Raw genomic sequence first — 13,309 nt, 5'->3', positions numbered from 1 at the left:
CTATTATCGGATGATCAGACGTCCGATAATGGGAATGCGGCGAAGCTCATCTTTTTTAATTAAACGGAAAACGAGCAGGAGGATCATATAAATGGCGGCGCTCACCGCAATCCATCCGGCTAGATTGACAGCCTCAGATGCTCCAAAGCTTATATAATGTTTGATGGCGGAGCTGATGAATCCGCAAATTACAATAACAGCGAAGCTGAGCGCGTACTCCTTGATTTTGATGCTGATCGGCAGCACTTTGCTTACGGTTGCTGCGTGCAATAGCGTGACGAGCACCATGCCTGTCACAATGGCTAATGCCGCGCCCATAATGCCAAGAGAAGGCCTTGTGGCAAGGACAAAAATAAGGCCTGTTTTGACTAGCGCTCCGATTAAGCTGTTCATCATCGCAGCTCCTGCCAAATTAAGCGCCTGCAGCACAGCTTGAAGCGGGCCTTGAAAATAATAAAGCAGAAAAAACGGGGCCATCACTTTTATAAATACAGCTGCGCCTGAAGAACCGTACATCACTCTCATCAGCTCATCCGCAAATACAAATAAAATAACAACTGAAATGCCTCCGCTGAGCAGACAGAGACGCATCGCCTGTTCCAAGCGGTATTCCACCACCTGCAATTTTTTCTGCTCCATTCCTTCACTGATCGCAGGAACAAGCGCGGTCGACAAAGAATATGTAATAAAGCTGGGCAGAGTCAGCAGCGTCATGGCAAAGCCGGTCAGTTCCCCGTATTGCTTTGTTGCGGCAACTGTTGCCACACCGGCGATGGCAAGGCTTTGAGCGACGACGATTGGCTCGAAAAACCAAGAGAGGTTTCCGATAAAGCGGCTCCCGGTTGTTGGAAGGGACACGCTCATTAATTGGGTAAAGGTTTGTTTTCCGTTTTTAATTGACTGGAAAAAATGCTTTCTGATTTTAATTGTCTTTTTATACTTAAAGCAAACGAATAAATAAAGAAGTGATGCCAGCTCCCCTGCCACTGAGGATAGCATTGCCCCCGCTGCAGCATATTCAATTCCGTAAGGGAGAAAAATCGTTGTGCAGACAGCCACGAGTGAAATGCGGACGACCTGTTCAAGGACTTGTGACATAGCAAGCGGGTTCATATTCTGTTTTCCTTGAAAGTATCCCCTCAGCACACTCGATATAGCAATAATCGGCACAACCGGCGTAATGGCCAAGAGCGGATACAGTGTTCGCTTATCTGTCAGCATCGTTTCAGCCATAACCGGGGCGAAAAACAGAAACAGCGGTGTAAAGATGAGGCTGAGCACTCCCGTAATGGTCAGAGACATGACTAAAATATTTTTCGTTTTTTGATGATCTCCCCGCGCACTGGCTTCAGCGACTAGCTTGCTGATCGCGACCGGCAGACCGAATTGAGTTAATGTAGTGGCCAAGAAGAAGGTAGGCGCCGCCATCATGTAAAGCCCGACTCCTTCTTCACCGATAAAACGGGCGATAACCACCCGGTTGACAAACCCGAGCATTCTTGTAACCATTCCTGCTGCGATAAGGATAAGAGTGCCCTTTAAAAACGTCTGTTTCGCCATTTTTACCCCCTGCCTTCTCAAACTACCTGGAATCATATACAATAAAGATATGCGTATATGTCGTCCAAGCATGACAAGTCTTCTTGAAAAACAATAAAAAAGGAGCGTGGAATTCGTGGAGAAGCATCCAGCCGATCTATATAAAGACCACGTCAGGCCGTTTCTTTACAGCAAACTGGAAGAGTTTAAGATTCTCGGGTATGATGATGTTGAACTCGAAAGTTTGTGGTCATACTTAACAGATAAGAAGTGGAAAAAGAAAACGGAACTGAGCATTTATGAACTGGCGAGTGATATTTTATCAGTGAAAATTGGCGAATTTATGAACTATGCAACCGTTGAGTCATTTAAAACGTCTAATTGGCTGGGCAGTGAAGAGGGCCAGGAAGCATTGGAAGAACTGCTGAGATAGCAGGTTGATTCGCACAGGTTTAAGGGAGGATATACATAATGAAAAAAGGACGCTTGATTGCGTTTTTCCTTTTCGTTCTATTGATCGGCACGGGCTTGGGCTACTTTACGAAGCCTGCCGCTAACAATATTACGTTAGGATTGGATTTGCAAGGCGGATTTGAGGTGCTGTATGATGTACAGCCTGTAAAAAAAGGTGACAAAATCACAAAAGACGTTCTGGTCAGCACAGTAGAGGCACTGAACCGCCGGGCCAATGTTCTCGGTGTCAGCGAACCGAACATCCAAATTGAAGGGAATAACCGGATTCGCGTTCAGCTCGCTGGCGTGACAAACCAAAACAGAGCGCGTGAAATTTTGGCGACTGAAGCGCAGCTTTCTTTCAGAGATGCAAATGATAAGGAACTGTTAAACGGTGCTGATTTAGTCGAAAACGGCGCTAAACAAACTTATGATAGCACAACAAATGAGCCAATTGTCACGATTAAGCTGAAAGACGCTGATAAATTTGGTGAAGTGACCAAGAAGGTCATGAAAATGGCGCCAAACAACCAGCTTGTCATTTGGCTGGATTATGATAAAGGTGATTCCTTTAAGAAAGAAGTTCAAAAAGAGCATCCTAAATTTGTATCCGCTCCAAATGTAAGTCAGGAGCTAAATACAACTGATGTAAAAATTGAAGGTCATTTCACAGCTCAAGAAGCAAAAGATTTAGCCAGCATTTTAAACGCAGGCGCACTTCCTGTGAAACTGACTGAAAAGTATTCGACATCAGTAGGCGCACAATTCGGCCAGCAGGCTCTCCATGATACGGTGTTTGCCGGTATTGTCGGTATTGCAATTATTTTCTTATTTATGCTTTTCTATTACCGTCTGCCGGGATTAATCGCGGTGATTACGCTATCTGTTTATATCTACATTACACTCCAGATCTTTGACTGGATGAATGCCGTACTCACGCTTCCGGGAATTGCCGCTCTCATTTTAGGTGTCGGGATGGCTGTTGACGCCAACATTATTACCTATGAGCGGATTAAAGAAGAGCTCAAGCTAGGAAAGTCAGTCCGCTCTGCCTTCCGTTCAGGAAACAGACGGTCATTTGCGACGATTTTTGATGCGAATATTACAACCATTATTGCAGCGGTTGTGCTCTTTATCTTTGGGACAAGCTCTGTTAAAGGGTTTGCGACAATGCTGATCCTATCGATTTTGACAAGCTTTATCACTGCCGTTTTCTTATCGAGATTTCTCCTCGCTCTCCTTGTGGAAAGCAGATGGCTTGATCGGAAAAAAGGCTGGTTTGGTGTCAATAAGAAACATATCATGGATATTCAGGATACGGATGAAAATACAGAGCCGCATACGCCATTCCAAAAATGGGATTTCACGAGCAAACGCAAATACTTCTTTATTTTCTCCAGTGCGGTCACGGTTGCCGGGATTATTATCCTGCTTGTGTTCAGGCTGAATCTTGGCATTGACTTTGCAAGCGGTGCACGGATTGAAGTGCAAAGCGACCATAAGCTGACGACAGAGCAAGTTGAAAAGGACTTTGAATCTCTTGGTATGGACCCTGATACTGTCGTTCTGTCAGGCGAAAAGAGCAATATCGGTGTTGCCCGTTTTGTCGGGGTGCCAGATAAAGAAACCATAGCAAAAGTAAAAACGTATTTTAAAGACAAATACGGGTCTGAGCCAAATGTCAGCACAGTTTCACCGACAGTCGGTAAGGAGCTGGCAAGAAATGCGCTGTACGCAGTTGCTATAGCTTCTATTGGCATCATTATTTACGTTTCAATCCGATTCGAATACAAAATGGCGATTGCTGCCATCGCCTCATTGCTATATGACGCTTTCTTTATCGTCACGTTCTTCAGTATTACAAGGCTTGAGGTAGATGTTACGTTCATCGCGGCCATCTTGACGATAATCGGGTATTCCATTAACGATACAATCGTTACATTTGACAGGGTCCGCGAGCATATGAAAAAGCGCAAGCCGAAAACATTTGCCGATCTGAACCATATTGTAAACCTGAGCCTGCAGCAAACCTTTACACGTTCAATTAACACTGTATTAACTGTTGTGATTGTTGTTGTGACATTGCTGATCTTTGGAGCCTCTTCTATTACTAACTTCTCAATTGCTTTATTGGTCGGGCTGTTAACAGGCGTTTATTCTTCTCTATACATTGCCGCACAAATTTGGCTTGCATGGAAAGGAAGAGAACTGAAAAAAGAGTCGGCGCAATAAAAAATATCAGGCTGTCCTCTGCAGGGCAGCCTGTTTTTTGAAGTTTCATTGAACTTAAAATAGACATTTGCTATAATGACATACGCTTACATTTAAACATATATATGGTGTTAAAAGTGTTTATGACTGGTTTTCAGATATGTAGGAGGGTTTATATATGAGGGTTCGCGAATCAGAGCTGCCGGGCATAGGACAAAAAGTTGAAATGATTACTAGAAACCGTGATAAAATTTCAATTATCATTCATCATGACGGACGGAGAGAGCTTTACTATTTTGACGAAAACGACCATGAGGAATGTGTTGCCTCCGTGCAGTTTGATGACGCTGAAGCAAGGCAAATGTCTGCAATTCTTGGCGGAATGGCATATAAACCGAAAGCATTAGAACAGGTCGAGTCAGCCCTTGATGATTTGATTATAGAGTGGTGTAAAGCAGAGGCGGGAGCGCCTGCCATTCATCAGACGATTGGTGATTTGAATGTGGGTCAGGAATATCATGTGACTGTCATTGCAATTGTTAAAAAGAATCAGGATAAACAACTGAATCCGAGCTCTGAAACAGTCATTGACGAAGGCGATACACTTGTGATTTCCGGTGAGGGAACCGGACTGAAGAGGCTGATCAGGGAAAAATTAACAGCAAAGGGAGCTTAACCTAGTGTTAAGCCATGTTTAAAACCAGTCTTGATGGGGAAAGTTACCTCAATAAGAAGTTTGGGGGAAAAGAGAATGAATAAACAATGGACCATTATTTTCGCACTTATTTTCACCTTAATTGTCGCTATTTTCGCAGTCATTAATGTTCGATCCGTAGAAGTTGATTACCTGTTTGGAAGATCAGAATGGCCGCTCATTCTTGTTATTTTGGGCTCAGTTTTAATGGGAGCGCTGATCGTATTTTCTGTCGGCATTTTTCAGGTAATGAAATTGAAGCGGGAAATAAAAACCTTGCGGAAAGAAAATAGAACAGCAATACATAAACAAGAGGATACTCATCTTGCTGATCAGACTGACACACAGGATGCATCAGCCATGATTGAGAAAAAAGACTAGTTTTCGAATATTATTTGAAACCCCTCAGCCTGCTCTAGTATAATAGGGTGGTTGAGGGGTGAATTTATGTTAGCGTCAAAAATGCGATGGGAAATCCAGCGACCAGATCAGGATAAGGTCAAATCACTCACAGAACAATTGCATATAACACCTCTTGTTGCGTCCCTGCTTGTAAAAAGAGGCTTTGATACGGCAGAAAGCGCTAGGCTGTTTTTACATACAAAGGATGCCGATTTTTATGATCCTTTTGAAATGAAAGGCATGAAAGAAGCGGCAGATCGAATAAAACAGGCGATTTCACAACAAGAAAAGATTATGATATATGGCGATTATGACGCCGATGGGGTTACAAGTACGTCAGTAATGCTTCACACGCTGCAAAAACTGTCGGCTCAAGTTGATTTTTATATACCTGACCGTTTTAAAGAAGGATATGGACCTAATGAACAGGCGTTTCGTTCGATTAAAGAACGGGGCTTCTCTTTGATCATTACGGTTGATACAGGAATTGCCGCTGTGCATGAAGCGAAGGTGGCAAAGGAACTCGGACTGGATGTCATCATTACTGATCATCATGAACCGGGACCGGAGCTTCCGGATGTCCATGCGATCGTCCACCCGAAGCAGCCTGGCTGCACTTACCCGTTTAAGGAGCTTGCCGGGGTTGGAGTCGCGTTTAAGCTTGCCCACGCTCTATTGGGTGAACTTCCTGATGAACTGCTTGACCTGGCGGCTATCGGCACCATTGCCGATCTAGTCCCGCTGCATGACGAAAACAGATTAATTGCAACACTAGGACTTGAAAGGCTTCGACGGACAAATCGGCTCGGCTTAAAAGAGCTGATTAAGCTGTCAGGCGGAGACATCGGAGAAGCGAACGAAGAAACTATCGGATTTCAGCTCGCACCAAGGCTGAATGCCGTCGGAAGAATCGAACAGGCGGATCCCGCTGTTCATTTGCTTATGTCAGAGGATTCGTTTGAAGCGGAAGAGCTTGCCGCAGAAATTGACCAGCTGAACAAAGAGCGCCAAAAAATGGTCAGCAAAATGACGGATGAAGCGATTGAAATGGTTGAACAGCAAGGGCTCGATCAAACTGCAATTGTCGTGGCCAAAGCCGGATGGAACCCGGGAGTCGTCGGGATTGTGGCTTCAAAGCTTGTGGACCGTTTCTACCGACCGGCCATTGTTCTTGGTATTGATGAAGAAAAGGGAATCGCTAAAGGTTCGGCCCGAAGCATCAGAGGATTTAATTTATTTGAGAGCCTTTCTGAATGCAGAGATATTCTTCCTCATTTCGGCGGCCATCCAATGGCTGCGGGGATGACGCTGAAAGCCGAAGATGTGCCGGATTTGCGAAGCAGGCTGAATGAAATAGCGGACAATACGCTTACGGAAGAGGATTTTATTCCCGTACAGGAAGTCGACCTTGTCTGCGGCGTCGAAGACATTACAGTTGAAAGCATCGCAGAAATGAACATGCTGTCTCCTTTTGGCATGCTGAACCCGAAACCGCACGTTCTCGTAGAAAACGCAGTACTGGAAGATGTCCGCAAGATAGGGGCAAATAAAACTCATGTCAAAATGACGATCAGAAACGAGTCGTCCCAGCTTGATTGCGTCGGTTTTAATAAAGGCGAGCTTCAAGAAGGCATCGTACCGGGTTCAAGAATTTCCATTGTCGGTGAGATGTCAATCAACGAATGGAACAATCGAAAAAAGCCGCAGCTTATGATAAAGGATGCCGCTGTTTCTGAATGGCAGCTGTTTGATTTAAGGGGAAAACGGACGTGGGAAGACACAGTTTCCGCCCTTCCATCTGCTAAACGGGCCATTGTCTCTTTCAAAGAAGACTCAACAACATTACTTCAAACTGAAGACCTTCGCCGAGAAGTGCACGTCATCAGTTCTAAAGATCAAGCAAAGGCGTTTGACCTCGATGGTGCATATATTGTATTACTAGATCCGCCGCCTTCGCTGGACATGCTCGCACGTTTGCTGGAAGGCAAGGCGCCTGAGCGGATATATTTTATTTTTCTCAATCATGAGGACCACTTTTTATCAACTTTTCCCGCAAGAGACCACTTTAAATGGTATTATGCGTTCTTGCTGAAAAGAGGCGCTTTTGACGTGAAAAAACACGGTTCAGAGCTTGCAAAACATAAAGGCTGGTCCGTTGAAACAATCAATTTCATGACAAAGGTGTTTTTTGATCTCGGTTTTGTTAAAATAGAGAATGGTGTGCTGTCTGTTGTGAGCGGAGCAAAGAAACGCGACTTAACAGACTCACAAACATATCAGGCGAAACAGCAGCTGATGGAACTGGATCAAAAGCTGAATTATTCTTCTGCTGAAGAGCTGAAGGAATGGCTGAATAAGCTGATGAAACAAGATTCAGAGGCTTATGAAAGTACGAGGAGGACATAAAACAGATGGATTTAAAACAATACGTAACAATTGTACCGGATTACCCGAAAGAGGGCGTGCAATTTAAAGATATTACGACACTGATGGATAAAGGCGATGTATACCGCTATGCCACAGATCAAATTGTTGAATATGCGAAAGAAAAGCAAATTGATTTGGTCGTTGGCCCTGAAGCGCGCGGCTTTATTATCGGCTGTCCCGTTGCTTACGCGCTTGGCGTAGGTTTTGCGCCGGTCCGCAAAGAAGGCAAGTTGCCTCGTGAAGTAATCAAAGTGGATTATGGCTTGGAATATGGAAAAGACGTATTAACGATCCACAAAGATGCGATTAAGCCTGGTCAGCGTGTGCTTATTACAGATGACCTGCTTGCGACAGGCGGCACAATTGAAGCGACAATCAAACTTGTTGAAGAACTTGGCGGCGTTGTTGCTGGTATCGCTTTCTTAATCGAGCTTTCTTACCTTGACGGCAGAAATAAGCTCGAAGATTACGACATCTTAACATTGATGAAATACTAAGGATAACCGCATAACGAAAAAGCACTCCATGTCAGGGTGCTTTTTTCCTATTGTTTTGCATTTATTTTATATAATATTTGGCTATTTGAACTTCTGCTCTTTACATCTTTCGTTTTTTTCTTGATAATAAACTACAATACAGTTTACATTTTAAAAAAGGTGATTCCATGGCGAACGAACAAGTATTGACTGCCGAGCAAGTTATAGATAAAGCGCGCAGCTATCTATCTGATGAGCATATCGCATTTGTCGAAAAAGCATATCTGTACGCTGAAGATGCTCATCGCGAGCAATACCGCAAATCGGGCGAGCCGTATATTATTCATCCGATTCAGGTTGCGGGGATTCTCGTTGATCTTGAAATGGACCCTTCCACAATCGCGGGCGGATTTTTGCACGATGTCGTGGAAGATACAGATGTGACGCTCGATGACCTGAAAGAAGCATTTTCCGAAGAAGTGGCAATGCTTGTAGACGGCGTAACGAAACTCGGCAAAATTAAATATAAATCTCAAGAAGAACAGCAGGCGGAAAATCATCGCAAAATGTTTGTCGCTATGGCTCAAGATATCAGGGTCATATTGATCAAGCTGGCGGATCGTCTTCACAATATGCGGACACTGAAACATCTGCCTCAGGAAAAACAGCGGAGAATCTCCAATGAAACGCTGGAAATTTTTGCTCCTTTGGCGCATCGTCTCGGGATTTCAAAAATTAAGTGGGAATTGGAAGATACGGCGCTCCGTTATTTGAACCCTCAGCAATATTACAGAATTGTCAACCTCATGAAGAAGAAACGTGCAGAACGTGAGCTTTATGTCGATGAGGTTGTCAATGAAGTGAAGAAACGTGTCGAAGAAGTAAATATCAAGGCTGACTTCTCGGGACGCCCGAAACATATTTACAGCATTTATCGAAAAATGGTGCTGCAAAATAAGCAATTCAATGAAATTTACGATTTGTTGGCTGTCCGTATTCTTGTGAATAGCATAAAGGACTGCTACGCGGTGCTTGGCATCATTCACACATGCTGGAAACCGATGCCCGGCAGATTCAAAGATTATATCGCAATGCCGAAGCCGAATATGTATCAATCACTTCATACAACGGTTATTGGGCCTAAAGGCGATCCGCTTGAAGTGCAGATCCGCACCTTTGAAATGCATGAAATAGCGGAATACGGGGTTGCGGCTCACTGGGCTTATAAAGAAGGGAAAGCAGCCAATGAAGGTGCAACCTTTGAGAAAAAGCTTTCTTGGTTCCGTGAAATTTTAGAATTTCAAAATGAATCGACAGATGCAGAAGAATTTATGGAATCGCTCAAAATTGATTTGTTCTCTGATATGGTGTATGTCTTTACGCCAAAAGGAGATGTAATCGAGCTTCCGTCCGGTTCTGTTCCCATTGACTTTTCTTACCGGATTCACTCTGAAATCGGCAATAAAACAATCGGTGCCAAAGTAAACGGAAAAATGGTTACGCTTGACCATAAGCTTCGGACAGGTGATATCGTTGAAATTCTCACTTCTAAGCATTCCTACGGCCCGAGCCAGGATTGGGTGAAGCTTGCCCAAACATCCCAAGCGAAGCATAAAATCCGTCAATTCTTTAAGAAACAGCGGCGTGAAGAAAATGTCGAAAAAGGCCGTGAGCTGGTCGAAAAAGAAATTAAAAACCTGGATTTTGAATTGAAGGATGTTTTAACGCCGGAGAATATTCAAAAGGTTGCTGACAAATTTAATTTCTCAAATGAAGAGGATATGTACGCGGCGGTCGGTTACAATGGCATCACAGCTCTGCAGGTGGCGAACCGCCTAACAGAAAAAGAGAGAAAGCAGCGCGATCAGGAAGAACAGGAAAAGATCGTTCAGGAAGTTACTGGGGAACCTAAGCCGTACCCGCAAGGAAGAAAACGGGAAGCTGGCGTTCGTGTCAAGGGCATTGACAACCTCCTTGTCCGTTTATCAAAATGCTGCAATCCTGTGCCAGGTGATGATATTGTCGGCTTTATCACAAAAGGCAGAGGGGTTTCGGTCCATCGCGAAGACTGTCCGAATGTCAAAACGAATGAAGCCCAAGAGCGGCTGATCCCGGTAGAGTGGGAGCATGAGTCACAAGTTCAAAAGCGCAAGGAATACAATGTTGAGATAGAGATTCTTGGGTATGACCGCCGCGGATTGCTGAACGAGGTGCTCCAGGCAGTGAATGAAACGAAAACAAATATTTCATCTGTCTCTGGCAAATCGGATCGCAATAAAGTGGCAACCATTCATATGGCGATTTTTATTCAGAATATCAATCACTTGCACAAAGTCGTCGAGCGTATTAAACAGATTAGAGATATCTACTCTGTGCGCCGCGTCATGAACTAAAGGGGTTAGAAAATGAGATTAGTTGTTCAGCGAGTAACAGAAGCAAGCGTTACAGTGGACGAAGAGGTCGTCGGCCAAATTGGACAAGGCCTTATGGTGCTGGTCGGCATCACTCATGATGATACAGAAGATGATGCAGCTTATTTAGCCGATAAAGTTGTCAATCTCCGTATTTTCGATGACAGTGAAGGAAAAATGAATCTGTCTCTTGTAGATATAGGAGGAGAGATTTTATCCGTCTCACAGTTTACGCTTTATGGAGATACGAAAAAAGGGCGCCGGCCGAACTACATGAACGCGGCCAAACCTGATAAAGCTTTAGGTCTTTATGAAAAATGGAATGACCTGCTTCGTGAAAAAGGAATCAAAGTGGAGACCGGAACGTTTGGAGCAATGATGGATGTTCAGCTTACAAACTCCGGACCGGTCACGCTCATTATGGATTCAAAATAAAAAAAGCTGCCAAAAGGCAGCTTTTTTATTGGAAGTATTTCTCTAATCCGCTTTCGATCCCATCTGTTACTTTTTCTTGGTATGAATTGCTATGTACAATGGCTTCTTCCTGCGGATGGCTTACATATCCCAGCTCGTACAGCATAGCGGGCTGTCTGTTTTCCCGGAGCACATAATAATCTCCGAATAATACGCCGCGGTCTGGAATGGAAGAACGCTTCACCACTTCTGAGTGGACATCTGATGCGAGTTCCTGATCTTTGGCAGGACTGTAGTAATATGCTGTACTGCCTCTTGTAGAGGTATCCGCATAGCTGTCATAATGAATGCTGATAAAGGCGTCAGCGTTACGGTAGTGAGAGGTAGAGACCCGTGACTGCAGGCTGACAAAGGTATCATCCTGGCGTGTCACATATACATCCGCTCCAGCCGATCTAAGTTTGCTGGCGAGCAGTTTTGCCGTTTTGATCGTCAGGTTTTTCTCGAATTTCCCCGAATACCCGATCGTTCCGCTGTCTTTTCCTCCATGTCCCGGGTCAACAATAATCGTTTTATTGTTTAGAGAGCCGTTTCCAGACGGGGAATCAGAGACTGGCGGTTCACCTGCTTCTTCTGCGCTTTTAGACGTTTGGACCACCCAATTGGCTACATAAGCAGTTTGCCCGTTATCAAGCTTTATTTCATACCAGCTTCCCTTTGAACCGGTAATGGTGTATGAATCTCCTTTGGCAGCGCGCTCAACGATCGAAGCTGATGTTGACGCATCACTTCTTAGATTCGTTCCTCCGTACATGATATAGGCTTTTTTAGCGGAGGATGAACTGCCGGCATTTGCTGAATCATCAGCTGGAACAGAACTAGTCAAAAGGCAATGGCTTGCAACCCAGCCTTTTAGCCCGTTCACCTCAATGTGAGCCCAGCCATTTTTCTCGTTGAGAACCGTCAGTTTCGTTCCGCGATCAAGTTTTGTTATAATTGCCGCGTCATGTGAGGCGGAGGCTCTTACATTTAGCGAAGAAACACCGACTGTGCCCGTCGTTGACGCACCGGAATCCTCGGTTTGGTCACTCTCATCAGACGCTGAACTGCTGCCTCCTGATGTGACATATTCAGATGATACCCACCCGGTGGCACTGTGATAGGATATCTTGATCCAGCCCGAATCTTTATCAATGACAGATGCTTGGCTGCCTTGCGGGAATTTGCCGATGACTTCGTAGGAAGTGCCCGGGCCGCTTCTCATCCGCAGATCGGGGTCTGTTGATGTCACAGTGTCACTGCTTCCTGAGGAGCTTGTGCTGGCCTGGTCTTCCTTTGTAATAAGCCAGGAGACTACCCAGCCCTTTTCTCCGGAACCAAGCTGTATCTGCACCCAGTCTCCATCTTCCTTTAAAATTGGATAGCGTTCTCCCTTTTTTACTTCCGCTGTAATGCCGTAGCTAAGCCCCGGGCCGCTTCTGACGTTCATTTCATCTGTTGCGATGACCGCTTCTCCTTGAGCAGCTGTAACGGATGAAAAGGTCGGGAATAGCGCTGAGGTGAAAATAATACATACAATAAGGACAAAGTATTTCTTGTTCATTGTGTCCTCCTTTCTGATGATCATTAAAAAAGCATTCTTGTTTAATATCGTAAAGTCCTTTCTGATTTTTAAATAAAAATAAAATGATTTGTTTATACTAAGCGTAAATACAATCAAAAAGGTGTGCAAATCATGAAATATCATCCAAAAATGGGACGTGCATTTCACGACGGTGAAGCGAATCTGCATTACAGCGATCACGCAGATCCCGATACGACTGGTTATCTTACGGAAACAGCATCTGAATTTGGTCTTATGTCCAAAGAAGCAGCGCTGAGGAAAAACAACCGGAATAAAGCTTGACAGAGAACCCCAATCCCATTATTATAATAGAAATTGAGTACATAGCAAATGATGAAAGATTTGAACCAATAATGGAGAAGAGTAGGTCAGATTGCATGATTAGAGAGGAACCCGCCCTAGGCTGAAAGCGGATCCCATTGCGTCTTTCTCGAAACAACACTCCGGAGGTTTCCTGCTGAACGCGTGAATAACGCCATTAGGCAGTGAACGTGAACCTGCGTTAAAGGATCGAGCGGGAATATGAACGTATTCCAACTAGGGTGGCACCACGGGTATAACTCTCGTCCCTACTATCATGTATAGTAGGGGCGGGAGTTTTTTTCATTTTCATCATTAACGATCATTGGATATTTTATAAGGAATACATAAGGAGGTC

11 protein-coding genes and 1 other annotated feature are annotated in these 13,309 nt (G+C 44.4%); of the genes, 9 read left to right on the top strand and 2 right to left on the bottom strand.

The genetic code is table 11. The features are described 5' to 3' along the window. Positions 1-3: 3 nt before the first annotated feature. Positions 4-1,560, bottom strand: a complete 1,557-nt coding sequence (gene spoVB, locus NSU05_RS13780; protein WP_014480435.1) for a stage V sporulation protein B — start codon at positions 1,558-1,560, stop codon at positions 4-6. A 115-nt stretch (positions 1,561-1,675) separates the two neighbouring features. Between spoVB and comN the strand changes: the two genes are divergently transcribed. The 8 genes from comN to dtd all read left to right on the top strand — a co-directional run bounded on the left by comN (position 1,676) and on the right by dtd (position 11,048). Next, positions 1,676-1,972: a post-transcriptional regulator ComN gene (gene comN, locus NSU05_RS13775; RefSeq protein WP_004398498.1), complete on the top strand. Its 297-nt coding sequence runs from the start codon at positions 1,676-1,678 to the stop codon at positions 1,970-1,972. Positions 1,973-2,010: 38 nt separating this feature from the next. Next, on the top strand, positions 2,011-4,224 hold the full coding sequence (gene secDF, locus NSU05_RS13770; protein ID WP_038429399.1) for a protein translocase subunit SecDF: 2,214 nt from the start codon (positions 2,011-2,013) through the stop codon (positions 4,222-4,224). Between the two features lie 157 nt (positions 4,225-4,381). Further along, positions 4,382-4,879 carry a cation:proton antiporter regulatory subunit gene (locus NSU05_RS13765; RefSeq protein ID WP_003229739.1) on the top strand — a complete coding sequence of 166 codons (498 nt, stop codon included), beginning with the start codon at positions 4,382-4,384 and terminating at the stop codon, positions 4,877-4,879. 75 nt (positions 4,880-4,954) lie between these two features. Continuing rightward, a complete protein-coding gene (locus tag NSU05_RS13760) occupies positions 4,955-5,278 on the top strand; it encodes a lipopolysaccharide assembly LapA domain-containing protein (RefSeq protein ID WP_003229740.1) in 324 nt (107 codons plus the stop codon). 66 nt (positions 5,279-5,344) lie between these two features. Beyond that, a complete protein-coding gene (gene recJ / locus NSU05_RS13755; protein WP_021480222.1) occupies positions 5,345-7,705 on the top strand; it encodes a single-stranded-DNA-specific exonuclease RecJ in 2,361 nt (786 codons plus the stop codon). Between the two features lie 5 nt (positions 7,706-7,710). Further along, entirely contained in the window at positions 7,711-8,223 is a 513-nt protein-coding gene (locus NSU05_RS13750) for an adenine phosphoribosyltransferase (RefSeq protein WP_003229745.1), read from the top strand. Between the two features lie 167 nt (positions 8,224-8,390). Beyond that, complete coding sequence (relA, locus tag NSU05_RS13745; RefSeq protein WP_003229747.1) at positions 8,391-10,595, top strand: GTP diphosphokinase; 2,205 nt, start codon at positions 8,391-8,393, stop codon at positions 10,593-10,595. A 12-nt stretch (positions 10,596-10,607) separates the two neighbouring features. After that, positions 10,608-11,048, top strand: coding sequence for a D-aminoacyl-tRNA deacylase (dtd, locus tag NSU05_RS13740; RefSeq protein ID WP_004398689.1), 441 nt, complete (start codon positions 10,608-10,610; stop codon positions 11,046-11,048). Between the two features lie 25 nt (positions 11,049-11,073). Here the strand turns inward: dtd and NSU05_RS13735 are convergent, their stop codons facing one another. Continuing rightward, on the bottom strand, positions 11,074-12,630 hold the full coding sequence (locus NSU05_RS13735) for an SH3 domain-containing protein (RefSeq protein ID WP_038429398.1): 1,557 nt from the start codon (positions 12,628-12,630) through the stop codon (positions 11,074-11,076). A gap of 132 nt (positions 12,631-12,762) precedes the next feature. Here NSU05_RS13735 and NSU05_RS13730 point away from each other — a divergent pair, with 132 nt between their 5' ends. Next, complete coding sequence (locus NSU05_RS13730) at positions 12,763-12,933, top strand: YrzK family protein (RefSeq protein ID WP_004399157.1); 171 nt, start codon at positions 12,763-12,765, stop codon at positions 12,931-12,933. Between the two features lie 59 nt (positions 12,934-12,992). After that, positions 12,993-13,225: a binding site (T-box leader), on the top strand. Positions 13,226-13,309: the final 84 nt, after the last annotated feature.

It is taken from the genome of Bacillus sp. EU52, from assembly GCF_037964975.1.
GTDB classification, from domain to species: Bacteria; Bacillota; Bacilli; order Bacillales; family Bacillaceae; genus Bacillus; species Bacillus subtilis.
Note: the sequence above shows the minus strand (reverse complement) of the source record. Positions and strands in the feature narration are given on the sequence as shown.